Here is an 18,299-nt window from a genome sequence, read left to right as displayed (position 1 = left end):
GCTTGCAGCGATTCTTATAGTTAATGGATATAAAAGTATTTATTTCTTAACGATTACTTTAGAAGCAGCTTCGAAACCAAGGCCTTTAACTTTTACCATATAGGTTCCGTTTGTAAGGTTATTTGTAGAAACTGCCTTTTTGGAATCCGGTGAAATCTTATCTTCTGAAGACACCAGTTTTCCTGACATATCATAGATTTCCAGACTTACTTTTCCAATAGTACTGCTTGGAAATCTGATGTAAAATTCATCTTTGGCAGGATTTGGATAGATTGAAATTTGATTTTCCTTAGCCGATTTTACCTCGTCGGTACCCAACACAGCACACTCAGCCGGCAGAGCAAAACTTTCCACCTGATCATTGATATTAGCTTTAAGTCCTGTTGATGCTCCGGTACCTAAACCTCTTTTTGCAAAAACCTGCCAGATCATACATTTATCCTGTCCCTGTGTAGCTACTTGTTCTGCTGCTAACAGAGCATCTCTACCTTCAATGAAGCTAGGATTACATGCCTGAAGTTTCAACGCATTCGTAACGAGCTGTAATACTCTTGAGCTTCCGTTCGTTGTATTTGCCATTACATCTGAAGAGTATCCATATTTTGCAACATATTTCCAATGCAGATCCCAAAGCATTGTTGCCCAGATAAAACCAATAGAGTGTACATCCGGTACGATATTGCCATTTTGGTTCGTATATTCCATACCATTTGTTCTTCCGTAGGTATAATTATTGACTGCAAAATCCGGTGAATATTTAGCGGGTCTGATTCCAGAACCCGTAATTGCTTGTCCACCTACATAGGTTCCTATTCCTCTTGCCACACCAGCATTATCACCAGGCTTGTTTGTCAGCATCAATGCAAAGAAATCCGACCAACCTTCTCCCATTTGCTCTTTACTGACATTTGAATTTAAGCATCCATATCCCGTACCCGTCATTCTGTTAGAAATTCCATGACCATATTCGTGAGTTACAATTCCGTTATCAAAGCTTCCATCCGGTGTCATGTTCGCTTTTAATGTGATGTTTACCGTTGTATTTGCAGAAAGCTGAGTTTTTATGTATTCTCCTTCTGAATAAGCAATAAGTACAGATGGAATAGTAATCGTTGCATCTGTTCCTGACATATTACTTAAAGTGGCACCATTAGCCTGATTATTATAGATCACAGCAGCAATGGCACCGGCATCCTGAAGGTTTTTTGTTTTAATGGCAAAAGCACATGTCCCTCTTTCCACCAAGCCTATATTCCCTGCAAGTGATCCCGCCGGCAAGGCTGTACAACCATCCAAAACTGGTGACAGCTTAACATTTCCGGTAGTTCCGGTAAAGGTAAGAGGATTGCCAAACTGTGCAGTTCCTGCTCCTGGTGTACGGGAAACTGCTGCTCCCGGTGCGTTGTAAAAAAATACTCTTCCTACAGGTGACCAAAGATACATCTGCATTCTTGGGTTATATCCATCCTGAGGTGAAGAGAAATTAGCATTATTTGTACCTCCTCCATCCTGGGCTTCAGCATACACAGAATCATCATCTACTCCACCTTTTCCAAAGTTATTCTGCTGGAAGTTTCTGGCAGATTCTGTAAATCCAAACTGGTAGAAAACATCATGAATTCTATTATTCAGATAAAACAGATTGGTAATGGAAGCATTTCTGTTGTTTACCGGCAGTTCATTAATATTGAAAGGGAAATTAAAATTTCTTGCTGCTCCGCCTTCCGCAGGAGTTCCTGGTAAATAATCGGGAGCTACCGTTAAGGCAGTTCCTGCAACGTCTTCATATGCAAAAACATTATTTCCTCTGGTAACCGTATAGTGTGTAGTTCCGTCAGAATGCCATCCCTCGGGAGAAGCATTGAGTATCCAGGGATTACTGATGACTGATCTTGCTCCAAAAGTAGGTGCTTCTATCGGCATAGGAAATACATTATACGATGCATTATCAGGAGCAAACAAAGGCGCCATATTTTGCGCTATATTATTCTGAGGACCCATGGGTGTATTCTCAAAATGATCAGCATGGTTATGACTTGTATCCGAAGCAAATGCTTCAGGATGGAAATTACAAGATAAAGTCAGATTATTTTTCACTAATATCTTTCCGTCATTTGCATCCACTAAAATGTTCCAATAATTTGGGGATTTAGGTTCTGCCAGAGTATACTCATACGCCAGGCGTAAATTACCACTTCCGTCATTTGTATACACAAGTCTCTGATTTGCCGATGTCGCCCGTTTATTACTTTTTTCAAGATATTCCAGGATAGTAAAATCAGCAATGTCAGGATTCTTCAATTCCTCAGCGATTTTCTGAAGTGCTGTATGCTTATTGACCGCAGCATTGCTTGATGTAGATGCAGTATAATCCTTTACAAAATTATCTGTATAATAGACAATCTTATTATTCTGAACCAGAGCTGTTCCTACTGAACTGTACACCGGAAGGCCGTTATAGGTTTGTAAGAACTTTACCACTTCCCCGTTCATTGATTTTGAATAATCAATATTATCAATGACGAAATTAGTAAGGTCGCTCTTTTTATATTCCCTGATCTTATTTTGAGAAATATAATCTTTAACCAGCTTCTCGTTATCTTGTGAAAATAAAGCAGAAGGAAACACTACGAATGCAGCAAACAAAAGAGGTAGAGTTATTTTTTTCATTTTTACTAATAAAGCCGCTAATCTACAAATAATCTACAATAAATATATTATTTTTATAAATTATTTTTTTAAAATAAACACCATCCTTAAATAACCCCCATCATTACGCTTTTTATCATTTTAATAATTAAGACACAATACCTACCTGTATCACAGGATTAATTGGAGCTGATAAATCTAAATTATATATGAATAACAAAAAAGCCGCTCATTTGAGCGGCTTCATATTATTCAATGGATTAAAGGATTATTTACCTTCTTCCATTTTTCTTTTCAATTCTGCTAATGCATCGATATCTCCAAGAGTTGATCTCTCTTCGTTGTTTGAAGAAGAAGATACGTTTCTAGAAGCAGAGTCTTTCATATTTTTCTTCTCTTCGTCTCTGAAGATTCCAGTATGAGAAACTACTACTCTTTTGAATTCCTTGTTGAATTCGATTACTTTGAACTGAGCATCTTCACCTTTCTTGATTTTAGATCCATCTTCTTTCTCTAATAATCTTGATGGGCAGAAAGCTTCTACTTCTACGTCTTCGAACTGTACAGAAGCTCCTTTATCGTGAACTTCTACAGCTTTACCAGCGTGGATAGTACCTTCAGCATATTTAGTTTCGAATTTATCCCAAGGGTTTTCAGTTAACTGCTTGTGACCTAAAGATAGTCTTCTAGCCTGGATGTCTAATTCAAGAACGATAACGTTTAATTTATCACCAACTGCACAGAATTCAGATGGGTGCTTGATTTTCTTAGTCCAAGAAAGATCAGAGATATAGATTAATCCGTCGATACCTTCTTCTAACTCTACGAATACACCAAAGTTAGTGAAGTTTCTTACAGTTCCTACATGCTGAGATCCTACCGGATACTTAGCTTCGATATTTTCCCATGGATCTTTAGATAACTGCTTGATACCAAGAGAAATTTTTCTTTCTTCTCTGTCTAATGTTAATACTTCAGCTTCTACTTCATCACCTACCTTCACGAAGTCTCCTGCAGATCTTAAGTGAGTAGACCAAGACATTTCAGAAACGTGGATTAATCCTTCTACACCTGGAGCAATTTCTACAAATGCACCATAGTCAGCAAGAACTACTACTTTTCCTTTTACTTTGTCACCAACTTTCATGTCAGCAGAAAGAGCATCCCAAGGATGAGCCTCTAATTGCTTCATACCTAACTGGATTCTTGTTTTCTCATCATCGAAATCAAGGATAACAACTTTTACAGTCTGTCCGTCTTCTAGAATTTCAGATGGGTGGTTCACCCTAGACCAAGAAAGGTCTGTAATGTGGATCAATCCATCAACACCTCCTAAGTCAATGAATACACCGTAAGAAGTAATATTCTTAACAGTACCTTCAAGAACCTGACCTTTTTCAAGCTGAGCGATGATTTCTTTTTTCTGACCTTCAATATCTGCTTCGATCAATGCTTTGTGAGATACTACTACGTTTTTGAACTCAGGGTTGATTTTCACAACTTTGAACTCCATAGTTTTACCTACGAACTGATCGTAATCTTTGATTGGCTTAACATCAATCTGAGAACCTGGTAAGAATGCTTCGATTCCGTGTACGTCAACGATCATACCTCCTTTAGTTCTAGACTTAACAAAACCGTTAACGATTTCTCCAGTTTCGTGAAGTTCGTTTACTCTATCCCAAGCTTTAAGCGTTCTAGCTTTTCTGTGGGATAATTGTAATTGTCCGGTTTTGTCTTCTCTTCTGTCTACCATTACTTCAACATCATCACCTACTTTAAGGCCTGGATTGTAACGGAATTCGTTAAGAGAAATAACACCTTCAGATTTGAAATCGATGTCAACGATAGCTTCTTTATCCGTTAATCTCACAACTTTACCAGTGATAACGTCGTTATCATTCAAGCTGCTAAGAGATCCGTTATAGATTTCTTCTAAATCGCTTTTTTCTTTTCTCGCATCTGCATCAAGACCTGATTCGAATGAATCCCAATCAAATTGTTCCGGTGCTACGTTTTGGTTTAATAAAACCTCTGCTGAATTTGTCTCTTTTGACATTTTCTAATAAAATTTGTATTCCTTCTTTTTTAATGGTCTGAATAAATGTGGATCTAAAAAATACGGAAGTAATTAATTTTTAATAATTTACCTTTCAAACCTTTCACACAAAAAGTGGGTGCAAAGATATGAAATTTATTTCAACTAAATACAATAATTTTATTTTTCAAATGTACTTTCCAAAACCTTCTTAAACTCGTTTTCATTGCCATAGTTATAGAAAGGAACCGCTGTAATTTTGTAGGTATCTGTATACATTTTGATAGATTTTTGCTCACTTCCTATTACTTTCAAAAAATCTTCTTTCCATTTATCATATCCTATTAAGTGAGCTCCTTTTGGTTCGATAAATACCTGAAAAGTCAACTGTTTATTGGCCCTCTCACTGCAGAATAGTAAAAAATCCGGTTCAAATGCCCGGCCGTATTTGTCAAAAATTTTAATTTCCCTTTCATTCCGGATAAGATGAACATTTTCAAACTTGTGACTGAAACCTTTAAAACGTCTGGAGAAAAGTTCTACAAATTTCTTTTCTTCATTTGTACCATAGTTGGCATTATAAGCGTACCAAGGCTCTTTTAAAACCAAATCTTCCTGTCCTTTTGCTCTTTCGCTGTATTTATTTACCCTGATTTCCTTATCTCTGAAAACCTGATGAATGGGTTGCGGGTAATATTCTGAACCTTCATAATCCGTAGCATTCTTTTTAATCTCTGTTTCTATATTTTGTAAAAGTCCATTCAACGCCTGAAGATAATCAAAATGTGAAATTTCCTGAAGACGGTTATGACTACCTAAGAAGGTTATTTCCAAATTGCCCAAATACGCTTTATCTTCAATAAAAGCTGAAAGCGACGGAATATTAGGGAAATAATGCGAAAGATTGTCAAAATAATAAAACAGATTCTGGCTCAAAGCGTATCTGACAATGTGTTTTTGAATATCTGCAATCCTTACATCCTTAGATTTTATACCTTCATCAAAAGTAACGGGACTTTCCAGTTCAAAAAACACACTGGAAACCCTTCCGCCACCTGAGGAAAGCTGATGCCGGTAATTAGTTTTAGTAACCCCCAAATCGACAATTGATTGTACTCTTCCAAAATTTTTTGGCAGCTTTTTATTAGCAAAAACATAGCCTTTTTTATAGAGTTCGGAATTTTTAAATATTGGTTTTAAAGTTAGTTTTTTGATTTCAAGATTAACCTCATCTTCATAAATTCCGGTTTCTACCAACGCTTTTTTAAGTTCCGAAATATAACGGCTGTCTTCTTTGGTGTGGTAATATAATTCTTCTAAAATTTTCAGATCGTTGGTAATGTCATCATCATACTTCCGGACAAATTTATCTTCGCCTTCTTTCAAAGCAAAAGGATAATATCTTGCTCCACGCCCAATCAACTGTGCCTCCGACAAGGTTGTTTTACCCGGGTTTCCGTCTTTTCCGTCACGGTCTTCATATAGTCTTACAACATCAAATAAATTGAGTACATCCCAGCCTTCATTCAATTTTTGGACCGCAAATACAGCTCGAATCGGGTTATTTTCATCTTCCAAAGTATTGAGTAAAATCTGGTTTTTCTCTGCCTCAGTATCATTATTTGCACTCAGACAGTTTTCTTCCCGGAAATTGGCGTGAATGCGTTTTGCAATCTCATTAAACGAAATATTTTTGGCTTCAAAAAACTGAAAAGCTTTCTGAACAATATGAACTGTAGAAGTTTTTTTAATTTTTTCTACCATCGTTTCAGATAAATCTTCGATCAGTTGGTGGAAATTTTCTTTGTTCTGTTCAGATTCTTTTATCGTTTTCTTGGCTTTAAAAAGAATAACTGGTTTTAAGTTAATACTGTTAATCGTTGCTAATTCCTGACGGTACAAATTAAGAATCAAAGCCTGAACTATACGTTCTTTCTCGTCATACAAGGAACGGACAAGATTAATTTCTTTAGAAAATTTATCTGTTCTGAACTGCGAAAGATCATATTTATAAATTACTTTATCTTTATACTTATTGATAATTTCCCGACTATCATAATCCAGAGTTGCCGTAAATTCCAAAAGAATATTGTCAAAATTCTGATGAAGGATTTTCAAAACTGTTTCTTCCCAGCTACCAAAAAGATTTCCTGCTTTTGTCCCACTGCTTAAATGATGTGCTTCATCGGCAATCATTACTATTTTTTTATCTGTAAAATCCTCATAAGTAATGCTGTTTTCTTTGGTATTATTCAAATCAATATGCAGCTGCTGAATGGTTGTAAATTTGACATTCATATTCTCATCATCGGCTTCATCAAAGTTATCAATCTGTTTCAGCAAAACTTCTTTTCCATTGATGATAATTTTATCATTGAACAGATATTTAGACGTTTGAGGATTAAGAAAATTGTCTTTTGTTTTCTGGATGATATTATTACTGTTTACAAAAAACAGGAAATTACGGTATCCTTTTTCATACAAATAAAGTATCAAGCCCGCCATTACCAAAGTTTTACCACTTCCTGTTGCCATATTGTACAGTAAATGAAGCGGTTTATGCGGTTTTCCAGCAAAACTTTCTGAGTGGCAAAGAATAAAACGCTGAAATGCTTCCTGCTGATAGGGTCTTTGCCTAAATTTCAAATTATCTGAAAGTTGCGTTGGAACTGAAACCTGAGAAATGGCTCTTTTCCCAAATTCCTGTAAAAGTGTATCGTATAGAAATGCCATTTGCTAATTTTTAAGTTGATAAAACTCTTTTGTTAGTTGCTTTTCTTCCGGTGTACACTCAAAATTTTCGTCGTTAAGTGAAGATAGATTCACATACAGCTGATTTTTATTGAGCAGTTCGCAAAGATGTTGCTTTTGTTCATTCAGATTTAATGCTTTAAAATCTTCAAAATGTTCCTCCTGTTTTTTGAGATCAACATTGTAATTAAGAAAAGATTTGGTTTTCATTTCTTCCCAGATTTGCAGAAGACTTTCAGAATTTTCCGCTTCTTCTATTTTTTCGATGAAAGTTTGGTTGTATTTTTTGAGCTCGAGGTATGTAAATGAATCTGAGTGGTTCTGTTCAATTACTTTCTGAATTCGCTTAGTAGTAACAGTTTCAATATAATCCATTTGTTCACAAAGAATAAATTTTCTGTTTCCGCCATCTCTCTTATTTAGTTCTAAAACAGCGTGTGCAGTTGTTCCGCTTCCTGCGTGATAATCTAAAATAATAGCTTCTTTATCTTTGCCTACTACTGCATATATGCAATCATATACATTCCAAAGTGATTTTGGGTAAGAAAAAGGGTTATTTGGAACAAGTGAATTTATCATTTTTTTTCCATATTCATTTGAATCATATCTTGAATCAATCCAAACTGTTCTATATTGGCCAAAGTCTTTTCCAATTTTAACATCATAAGTATCTTTTACTTTATTACACCGCAATAAGTTTTTCACTTCATCAATACTTTGACGTGCATATCTCCATTTTCTTTCTATTCCTTCGTTATCTACCGGGTAAATAAATAACTGATTCTCATTTTCGATAACTCTTTTATTAATCGAAATATTTTCTGGAACAATACTACCAAAGTCAATTATTTCTAATGTAGATTTATCAACAATAATAGGATAAAAGCAATTTTTAGCGTCAGTCCTTAAACTCTCCCCTCCATTATCTCTTAAGCCTCTCCAATCAATATCCTTTTCCTCAATTTTTCTATTTTGAATTAATTTTTGTTTAGCTGGAAAAACAAAAAAAGCATATTCATGAGTGTATGAGAAATTTGTTCCTTGTACACCTCTTGGATTGTGAACTATGGTTATACAATGAACTTCATAGTCTTGAAATAAATCTTTTAGTAATACTCCTAAATGAGGTTGTTCATTCTCATCAATAGCAACTATTAAAACACCATCTTTGCTTAGTAACGATTTGGCAGCTTCTAAACGATTGTACATAAATGTAAGCCAAGTTGAACGCTTAAAATTGTTATTGTACGTAAATGTGTCGCCCATTCCACCAGTATTATAAGGTGGATCAATATAAATCAGCTTCACTTTTCCGGCAAATTCTTTCTTTAGAGAATGCAATGCCAGAAGATTATTTCCTTTGATAATAAGATTATCGGTAATTGTTCCGTTTTCATTGCGATTGAATTGGTCAAAATCTTTTTCACCATCTTTATCAAACTTTTTAGCATTTGTTAGAACTTTTGGATCAAGTAATTGGGTTATTTCGTCCTGCGCTAAAGTTTCATTAAAGAAAATTTCGTCTCTTTTATCCTCTTCACGGCTTTGTCCGCCTTCCAAAATACAGTCTTTGAACGGCCAAACCAAAGCTACTTCGTTACGTTGCTTCAGATATTTGCCATCAACCGACAAACCAACTTTATTCTTAAATTGAGTGTAACTGTCGTTGAGATAATTTTTCTGTTCGAGAAATTGTATGAAAAGGTTTTGATTGAATATCAAAACATCTTTTATGTTGGTGAAAAATTTTTCTTTTAACTCTGAGTCATCCAATAGTAATCCAATGAGTTCTTCATCAAAATTTTGTGCTTTGTTGAGCACTACCCATTTTTTGACTTCATCATTATCCGAGACGTAATTAGGTTCTTTTTTAAGCTGAGATTCTAAGGTTTGGTATAGTTTCATTTTGTTGATTATTATTTTAATTACCTCAAATGTATAATGTCAGCATACTATATCATTACGGGAATCCATAAACCAATAATCGTAAATGGATTTTCAACCTAGTTTCTTATTCTAAGATCAAATAGAAATTCAAATTCCAGTGTAATACATTTATCAGCTGAATTGTTTTAATAGAGAGTCTGAGATAAATCAAACTCTTAACAGTCAAAGCCATGCATAGAATATTTCTTCTAGTTCTGATCATTTTGCTTTCATACAATAACACCTTAAAAGCGTGTACTATTTTTTCCTGTTCAAGAGGAGGTGAAAGCTTTGTAGCCGCTAATGAAGATGATGTTACTCCTTTTACAAGGATATGGTATAATCCCCCCACTAAAGACCGCTACGGATCCGTTTGTTTCGGAGCCCCGGATATGCAGGCTGCTGCTGCAATGAATGAACACGGACTCTTTTATGATTTTGCGGCTGCTAACTATGATCTGAGTAAATTAAACCTGAAAAATCCTTATAAAGGCGATCTGATGTGGGAGATATTAGGGAAATGCAAAACGGTAAAAGAGGCCATGGTCATTCTGAAGAAATATGATTATGCAATATCCGCTAAAGCTTTATTAGCCGATAAAGAAGGAAACTCTATCGTGATCACTCCCGGAGGCATCATAGAAAAGAATGGTGACTTTCAGGTGAATTCAAACTGTAATATGATTAATGGAAAGCTGTCATGCAGAAGACCTGACATTGCCAACGAAATGCTTTCCAGCTCTAAGGAAAACAATATCGATTTCCTGAAAAACATTTTGGATAAAACTCATCAGGAAGGAGAGTTAAACACATTGTATTCTACTATCTGTGATCTCAAAAAAGGAATTATCTATGTCTATCTTTTTCACGATTACAATACGGTCTATAAAATTGATTTAAAATCTGAACTGAAAAAGGGCTACCACATAGAAAATCTTGCCGATCATTTTCCTATTCCATTTGCTTACGAAATTTTTTTCAAGAATCATTCTTTATATCTTAAGGAATCTATTTTTCAGGAAATGCAGGATAAAGGTATAGAAGGCACTATCGACCGGTATATTGCAGAAAGCGCACAAGCAGATCCGAAGAATAAAAACCTGGATCCCGCTCTACTGGAAGTAGCCTTACAGCTGATTAAATATTCCTGGAACGAGCACAATAATGGCGCCATGTGGGATTACTGGTTCAGCAAATCTAATGGATACGATATCCAACCATACCAAGACGCCAGGCTCACCTCCGCGGAAAAACTTTTGAAATATCTGTCAGCCAAAGAAGAAAAAGATCTCAAACTCCGTAATTTCATGTACGAAATATCAGGTTTTATTAATTTCACTCAAGGAAATAAAAGTAGGGCAAAGGAACTTTATCAAAAAGCCATAACCAATCCTGATGAAGCTTATCCTGTGACTTTATTAAGGGGGAAGGAGATGTTGAGCAGGTTGCCGAGATAGATTCAAGAACCAAGAACCAAGAACCAAGAACCAAGAGCCAAGAGCCAAGATACTAGACATGAGATTTCAGACTAAGGTTGGGATAAAGGTTTAGACTGAGATTAAGAATATTATTTGATTCCCTATAATTCAAACCCTTCAACTCTAAAACTCGAATTCCGCACCTCGTAACTCAAAAACGATCCCACTCTAAAACCCTCAAACTTCCCGACTTAAAACTTGCCCTCTAAATTCATTATCTTTGCAAAATGGAATTAGACTCAATTTATCAAAAACTGCAGATTCAGGATATGAATCAGATGCAGAAATCTACCTATAAAACTACGGAAAACAATACGGATGTTGTTTTGCTTTCTCCTACCGGTTCAGGAAAAACACTTGCTTTTTTGTTTCCTGTCCTACGAAATCTTAAAAAAGATATTTCAGGAATCCAGGCATTGATTTTAGTTCCTGCAAGAGAACTGGCATTGCAAATTGAGCAGGTTTTCAAATCGATGGGAACAGATTTTAAAGTTTCTGTATGCTACGGCGGTCATGATAAAAAAATTGAGGTCAATAATTTAATTGAAGCTCCGGCAGTTTTGATCGGAACGCCTGGAAGGGTTACCTATCATTTGAGAAACAGCAACTTTGATCCCAAAACGATTAAAACTTTGGTTTTGGATGAGTTTGATAAGGCTTTGGAATTAGGCTTTCACGAAGATATGGAATATATTTCCGGTTCGCTAAAAGGCCTTTCACAAAGAATCCTAACCTCAGCAACGGCAATGGATGAAATTCCGAAATTTACAGGCTTAAAAAATGAAAAGATCATTGACTTTTTAAAATTAAGCGAGGTAAAACCGGACATTCAGTTACGGAAAGTAATGACCATTTCTGAAGAGAAGCTGGATACCCTTTTTAATTTAATATGCAAGATCGGGAATAAAAGAACATTGATATTCTGCAATCACCGGGAAGCTGTAGACCGTATTTCTGAACTTTTAAGAGAGAAAGGAATCGACAGGGAAACGTTCCATGGCGGTATGGAACAGGATGAAAGAGAACGTGCCCTTCTGAAATTCAGGAATGATTCTGCAAGGATTTTAATCACTACAGATCTGGCTTCCCGTGGTCTTGATGTTCCTGAAGTGGAATCTATTGTTCATTACCAGCTTCCTCCGAAAGAAGATGCTTTCATCCATAGAAACGGCCGTACAGCAAGAATGAATGCCAAAGGTTTTGCTTACCTGATCATGACCGAAGATGAAAATTTCCCGTTCATTAAAAGTAATACACCGGAAGAGAGTGTAGCCGGTTTTAATAAAGTTCCGGAGAAAACTCCTTTCCAGACGGTTTACATCAGTGCCGGAAAAAAAGATAAAGTGAATAAGGTGGATATTGTAGGATATCTCATTAAAAAAGGTGAACTCCAGAAAGAAGATATCGGCATCATTGAAGTGAAAGACACGACTTCTTATGTGGCGGTTACCAGAAATAAAGTAAGCTTTGTTCTGAAGAAATTAAGCAATGAAAAACTGAAGGGGAAGAAAGTCAAAATGGAAGTGGCTTATTAATTTGAACAATTAATTCAGTATTAAGCTTTTAAGAATATTAAGAGAAGCCTGTTGTGGGCTTCTCTTATTTTTTTTACACTGTCATTGCGAACCGAAGGTGAAGCAATCTCAAAAAAATTATAAAAATTTAAGATTGGTTCTTTCTTTACAGTTCCTACGAATCGCACAGATTTAAATTTGCAATTAGAGATTGCTTCGTCGCTACGCTCCTCGCAATGACATTATTTCACTCCCCTTACTTTAGTGGGTAGCTTGTAAACAGATTTTGAAGCCGTAATAAACAGAATATCATTATTTTCACCTCCAAAAGTTACATTAGACGTCCAGTCTTCTTCGATAGGAATATGGTAAAGCTTTTTCCCGTGACGGCTGAAAATATGAACCCCTTTTCCTGTTAAATAAAGATTCCCATGTTTATCCAGGGTCATACCGTCTGAGCCCATTTCGCAAAATACCCTTTTTTCAGATAGTTTTCCTTCACCCAGAATATCATAAATGTAGGTTTTTCCGGCATCGATATCCGAAACATAAAGTTTACTAAACATCTCACTTCCGACAATTCCGTTGGGCTGCACAAAAGTCTCAATCTTAACTGTTTTACCTTCTTTGGACCTGTAATAAAGGCTTTTATGAGGGATCTCCTGTTTAAAATCTACCCAATAATCCCTTTCATACAAAGGATCTGTAAAATACATTCCCCCGGATGAATCATTCCAGATATCATTAGGTCCGTTCAACCTTCTCCCCTGAAAACCTTTCAGGAGCACCTCTACTTTTTTATCTTTTGAAATTTTCCAGATTTCGCCCTGATCATCGGAACAGGTGATGAGGTTTCCGTCTTTATCGAAGTGAGTGCCGTTTGCTCTCCCTGTTTTTCCTAAAAACTCTATGATCTTATTTGTTTTCCAGTCCCAGTAATAGATTTTATCATTGGGCTGGTCAGTGAAATAAACATTCCCATGTTGATCCGAAGACGGTCCTTCTGTAAAACTGAACTGATCCGAAATCTTCTCCGGTTGCACACCTTCATAAAACATTTTGTTATAATTTACTGATTGACAGTTTACCAATGCGAAAACCAAACCAATTACACTTATGTAACCTATCTTTTTCATTCTTCATTTATTTAAAGACTGCAAGTTACAATATCAGTCATAACATCCCAATACATTTACTCATTTTGATATAATAAAATTCGAAATAAAAATGTCTCAATTATCCTATTTTTGAAGCAGATGGTATTAGTTAAAAAATAGTTTTATCCGGACCTTTGCTACGGTAAGATCAACACTATTTTTATCCTCTGAAAAACTGACTGAAAAACAGTTTGATCCAGCCTCGAAATATCACCTTAATACTTTTTAACTTAACAAAAGTACCGCAATGAGTGCAGAATCAAACAGCGACAAATTTGTAGAATTTGAAAATGAGACGTTTAGGAATTCGGTAGGAACCATGGATGAAACGGGGAAAAGGAAATGGGTATTTCCCCGGAAACCAAAAGGAAAGTATACCAACTACAGGAACTACGCAAGCTTTCTCATGCTGGCCATATTTTTCGGATTGCCATTTGTAAAGATCAACGGCAATCCTTTTCTTCTGATCAATGTGATTGACAGGAGGTTTTTTATCCTCGGGCAGCCCTTTTATCTGCAGGATTTCTTTATTCTTGCATTAGGTGCAGTAACGTCCGTAATCTTCGTTATGCTGTTTACAGTAGTTTTCGGAAGAATATTCTGTGGTTGGCTGTGTCCGCAGACACTTTTCATGGAAATGGTGTTCCGAAAGATTGAATACCTGATAGAAGGTGACAGAAATAAGCAGATGAAACTGGACAGACAGGAATGGAATGCCGAAAAGATCAGAAAAAGAGTGCTGAAATGGTCCGTTTTTGCACTGATCTCACTGATCATTGCTCATTTCATGTTCATGTACATTGTAGGATACGAACAGGTATTCCTGATTATGAAAGAAGGGCCGGAAGCACATCCTATGAAATTCCTTGTAATGATATTTTTTACGATGACATTTTACTTTGTTTTCGCCTGGCTCCGCGAACAGGTTTGTACTTTGGTATGCCCATACGGAAGGCTTCAGGGCGTATTGATCGATAAACAGACCATTAATGTTTACTATGATTTCAAAAGAGGTGAAAACCGCTCAAAATGGAGAAACAATGAAGACCGTAAAGCCACAGGAAAAGGAGACTGCATCGATTGTCATCAGTGTGTCGTGGTATGTCCTACAGGTATCGACATCAGAAACGGCCAGCAGCTGGAATGTGTAAACTGTACAGCCTGCATCGATGCCTGTGATGAGGTAATGGATAAGGTAGGACTTCCAAAAGGACTGATCCGCTATGCTACGGAAGCAGAAATTGAAAACCGGGAAACGTTCAGGTTTACATCAAGAATGAAAGCAACCACGATATTTCTGGCCCTGCTGATTGGATTTCTGGGATTCTTAATGTATGACCGAGGATCTATGGAAGCTAAATTCATCAAGCCGGCTGGTTCCACATTCTTTATTAAAGACGGCAAGATCACGAATACTTTTATTTATACCCTTTTAAATAAATCCAATGAGAAGAAAATTCTTACGATTAAAGTAATGACTCCTGCTCATGCAGAGATCACTTATTTCGGTTCTGAAAAGATCATTCTGAAAGGTGACGAAATCCTGAAAGGAAATATCAATATTACCTTTCCGGAAGAAGATATTCAATTTTCCAAGCAGAATATGGTGATCGGTGTTTTTGATGAAAAAGGAGAAATGCTGGATTCTTTTGAGACGACGTTTGAAGGACCGTTTAAACTTTTGTTGTAAAGGAGAACCAAGAGACAAGAACCAAGAATCAAGATTTTAGATATCAGATGCCAGATTTCAGACACTAGACGAGAGATTTGACTTCGATAAACATCTATCTTCAGTCTTCCCTATTCTATCTTTAAATATTAAATTTTAAACCTTGTATTTTCTCATAAACTGAGTAGGAGTCATTCCGGAACTTTTCCGGAATACTCTTACAAAGTAGGAATATTCTTCATAACCAAGCCTGAAAGCAATTTCCACAAGGCTTTCATCAAGGTACATCAGCATTCTTTTGGCTTCCAGCACTACTCTTTCAGTGATAACATCGGTTGCTGTTTTCTGAACCACGGTCTGTGCAATCCGGTTCAGGTGTTTTGGGGTAATTCCTAATAACGAAGCGTAATGAGATATAGATTTCTGAGTTGTAAAATGCTGCTCAATCAGGTTTTCAAAATCCTGATAATGTTTAAAATAAGAAAGGCTCGCGGAAGAAGAAAAGCTGTCAATTTCTTTTGAAAACAGCCTGGCTGAATTAATGAAAATATGAGACATTAATGAAAGGATCAATCCTTCTTTCATAAGATTTTGGGACTGATGCTCTCTTCCCAGCTCCTGAAATAAGATCTTGTTTTTTATCAGCTCATCAGCATCCAGCTGCAGCTTCCTGGGAAAAGATACGGAACCGAAAAACGGAAAGTTTCTTAATTTCTGATTTACATAATGCATTTCGTAAAATTCCTGAGAACAAAAGAAAATATATCCGTCAATATCTTCTGAAAGCTCCCAGCTGTGGATCTGTCCGGGAGAAAGAAAAAAAAGGCTTCCCTCAGAGACATCATATTTTTGAAAATCGATCTCATGAACTCCTTGTCCCCGGGTAAAAAGAACAGCAGCATAGAAATCATGCCGGTGCGGCTTTTCAATATGCCGGTGTCCTACCACCAGGTGTTCTTTCATGGTATTGAAATAAAAATGGGAAGTATTTCTGCCGGACTGGAAAAGGTCAATATGAAGAACGGAGATAGAATTCATTACTGATAATATGCAGGCGTAGTTATTGTATAAAAGTACTGTAAAAAGAGAGAAAAAACAAGCTTCATAAAAAGACAGGTTTTTATCAATTCTTTATCCGGAAATTTTTGATATTGTCTGGAATACATGAATAGAAGCTGTATAATTTGCATGCGAGGTTAAAAAATTTTTATCTTTGGCTTTTAGGATTCGTAACAATGAAAATAAATTTACCTGACAAACTGTATTATTCCATTGGAGAGGTTGCAAAAGCTTTCGATGTAAATACTTCATTAATACGTTATTGGGAGCAGGAATTTCCTATTATCAAGCCTAAAAAGAACAAGAAAGGCAACCGGTATTTTACTCCTGAAGATATCAAGAACCTGCAGATGATCTACCATCTGGTAAAGGAAAAAGGCTATACACTGGATGGAGCAAGGGTTGCTTTGACGACCAACAGTAAAATTTCTGAAACAGTTACTATCATTGACCGTCTTGAATTTATAAAAGCCGAGCTTCAGAAACTGAAGGCTTCTCTGGCAGACAGAGATTCCGAATAATTTTAATTTTTTTAGAATTTCTATTTTAGAATAGATTCTGTTACCTTTTCGGCATCTTGTTGCCGTTCTTTCTACAATAATGTAACCTATTGATTTTAAGAATCATTAAAATTATTTAGCATACAATATATTTCAATTTATTTTATCAAGTGATTGTATTGAATTTACTTGATAAAACGCCCGTTTCTGCTTTTCATCATTGCTTCGGCTTGTTTTTATTGATAAGTTTACTTTATGATGAGAAAAAACTATTACCATAAACTGGCATTCATGGGAATGCTGCTGATCGTCCTGCTGGCTTTTCAGAAGTATACCAGCCGGGAAAAAGAAGATTTCCCTGAGGTAAAATTCATTACTGAAAGCTCTGTTACTCTCAACCTGTCTGATTTTGATCCTAATAACCTTGATGCAAAACAATGGACGCATTTAGGGTTTTCTGAAAAGCAGGTCTCTGCGATTCTTAATTATAAAAAAATTGTAGGAGGTGAATTTACATCAAAAGAACAGCTCAAAAAATGCTATGCAATTTCTGAAGAGAAATTCACTGCACTGGAATCTTTCATTCTGCTTCCTGAAAACGGCAAAGACCGTCACTTTGAAAAGTTTAAAACTAATGACAAGAAAGAAATTTTCGTTTCTAAAAAATTCAATCCGGATGCTCTTTCTGCTTCGGAATGGATGAAAATGGGTTTCAGTGAAAAGCAGGCGGAAGCTATCTTAAAATACAGGAATTATTTGGGAGGAAGTTTCGTAAGTAAAGAAAAATTCAGAGAATGTTTTATCATCTCTTCAGAAAATTACAGCAAACTTGAGCCTTATATACTGCTTCCGGTAAAAGCACCTGATAATTTCAGAAAATCAGGTCATCAGTACGCCATAAAATCTACTATTCAGTATCATTCATTTGATCCCAATACTTTAGATCTGGATGGATGGAAAGGTTTAGGGTTTTCTGAAAAACAGGCAAATACAATTATCAATTACCGGGACAGAAATCTCAGAGGAGACTTCAAATCTCTTGAAGACATAAAGAAATGCGTTGTTATTTCTCCGGAAAAGTTCCAGGAATTAAGTCCTTATATTAAACTCAATATAAATACAACCCCTCAAAAACAGGAAACTGATTTTTCAAAAATTGATTTAAATATGATCACTTTCAAGCAATTGCTGGAATTTGGTTTGGATGAAAAAAGTGCGGGATCGATGATCGGATTTAGAAAAAAACTGAGAGGTTTTGTCAATAAACAACAAATTTTAGACACCTATAATATTGATAAAAATTTGGTTCAAAAATTAATTTCTATTGCTCCGCTGGATGTTTCAAATGTTCCTAAATATACTCTAACAGAAGCTCCTGAAGAATGGCTGAAAGATCATCCCTACTTCAAATATTCTGCTGATAAGATCATATTCTACCGGACTACCTACACGGATGATAAGAAAATTCTGAAGCTTTTAAAATTAAAGCCTGAGTATGAAGAAAGAATGAAATTATATTTAAAATAACTGGAAACTATATAATAAAAACTACCCAAAA

Annotated in this window: 11 protein-coding genes; 5 read left to right on the top strand and 6 right to left on the bottom strand. The window is 35.9% G+C overall.

Going from position 1 to position 18,299, the window contains the following annotated elements:
- Nucleotides 1-39: 39 nt before the first annotated feature.
- From DRF60_RS15550 to DRF60_RS15535, 4 genes are all read right to left on the bottom strand, one after another.
- Nucleotides 40-2,670: a T9SS-dependent M36 family metallopeptidase gene (locus DRF60_RS15550; RefSeq protein ID WP_116012920.1), complete on the bottom strand. Its 2,631-nt coding sequence runs from the start codon at nucleotides 2,668-2,670 to the stop codon at nucleotides 40-42.
- A gap of 247 nt (nucleotides 2,671-2,917) precedes the next feature.
- A complete protein-coding gene (gene rpsA, locus DRF60_RS15545) occupies nucleotides 2,918-4,708 on the bottom strand; it encodes a 30S ribosomal protein S1 (protein WP_116012919.1) in 1,791 nt (596 codons plus the stop codon).
- A 159-nt stretch (nucleotides 4,709-4,867) separates the two neighbouring features.
- Entirely contained in the window at nucleotides 4,868-7,420 is a 2,553-nt protein-coding gene (locus DRF60_RS15540; RefSeq protein ID WP_116012918.1) for a DEAD/DEAH box helicase family protein, read from the bottom strand.
- Nucleotides 7,421-7,423: 3 nt separating this feature from the next.
- A complete protein-coding gene (locus DRF60_RS15535) occupies nucleotides 7,424-9,343 on the bottom strand; it encodes a DNA methyltransferase (RefSeq protein WP_116012917.1) in 1,920 nt (639 codons plus the stop codon).
- 212 nt (nucleotides 9,344-9,555) lie between these two features.
- On the opposite strand from DRF60_RS15535, the gene DRF60_RS15530 reads away from it, so the two are divergent.
- Together DRF60_RS15530 and DRF60_RS15525 are read left to right on the top strand one after the other, a co-directional pair.
- Nucleotides 9,556-10,821 (top strand): C45 family peptidase, encoded by a 1,266-nt coding sequence (locus DRF60_RS15530; protein ID WP_116012916.1) that lies wholly within the window; start codon nucleotides 9,556-9,558, stop codon nucleotides 10,819-10,821.
- Between the two features lie 248 nt (nucleotides 10,822-11,069).
- Nucleotides 11,070-12,377, top strand: coding sequence for a DEAD/DEAH box helicase (locus DRF60_RS15525; protein WP_116012915.1), 1,308 nt, complete (start codon nucleotides 11,070-11,072; stop codon nucleotides 12,375-12,377).
- Nucleotides 12,378-12,598: 221 nt separating this feature from the next.
- On the opposite strand, the gene DRF60_RS15520 is transcribed toward DRF60_RS15525, so the two are convergent.
- Entirely contained in the window at nucleotides 12,599-13,492 is an 894-nt protein-coding gene (locus DRF60_RS15520) for an SMP-30/gluconolactonase/LRE family protein (protein WP_116012914.1), read from the bottom strand.
- A 268-nt stretch (nucleotides 13,493-13,760) separates the two neighbouring features.
- Here DRF60_RS15520 and ccoG point away from each other — a divergent pair, with 268 nt between their 5' ends.
- A complete protein-coding gene (gene ccoG / locus DRF60_RS15515; RefSeq protein WP_116012913.1) occupies nucleotides 13,761-15,203 on the top strand; it encodes a cytochrome c oxidase accessory protein CcoG in 1,443 nt (480 codons plus the stop codon).
- 135 nt (nucleotides 15,204-15,338) lie between these two features.
- On the opposite strand, the gene DRF60_RS15510 is transcribed toward ccoG, so the two are convergent.
- Complete coding sequence (locus DRF60_RS15510; protein WP_116012912.1) at nucleotides 15,339-16,220, bottom strand: AraC family transcriptional regulator; 882 nt, start codon at nucleotides 16,218-16,220, stop codon at nucleotides 15,339-15,341.
- A 197-nt stretch (nucleotides 16,221-16,417) separates the two neighbouring features.
- Between DRF60_RS15510 and DRF60_RS15505 the strand changes: the two genes are divergently transcribed.
- On the top strand, nucleotides 16,418-16,762 hold the full coding sequence (locus DRF60_RS15505; RefSeq protein WP_116012911.1) for a MerR family transcriptional regulator: 345 nt from the start codon (nucleotides 16,418-16,420) through the stop codon (nucleotides 16,760-16,762).
- A 234-nt stretch (nucleotides 16,763-16,996) separates the two neighbouring features.
- A complete protein-coding gene (locus DRF60_RS15500) occupies nucleotides 16,997-18,268 on the top strand; it encodes a helix-hairpin-helix domain-containing protein (protein ID WP_116012910.1) in 1,272 nt (423 codons plus the stop codon).
- Nucleotides 18,269-18,299: the final 31 nt, after the last annotated feature.

Source organism: Chryseobacterium elymi (genome assembly GCF_003385495.1).
Classification (GTDB): domain Bacteria; phylum Bacteroidota; class Bacteroidia; order Flavobacteriales; family Weeksellaceae; genus Chryseobacterium; species Chryseobacterium elymi.
Note: the sequence above shows the minus strand (reverse complement) of the source record. Positions and strands in the feature narration are given on the sequence as shown.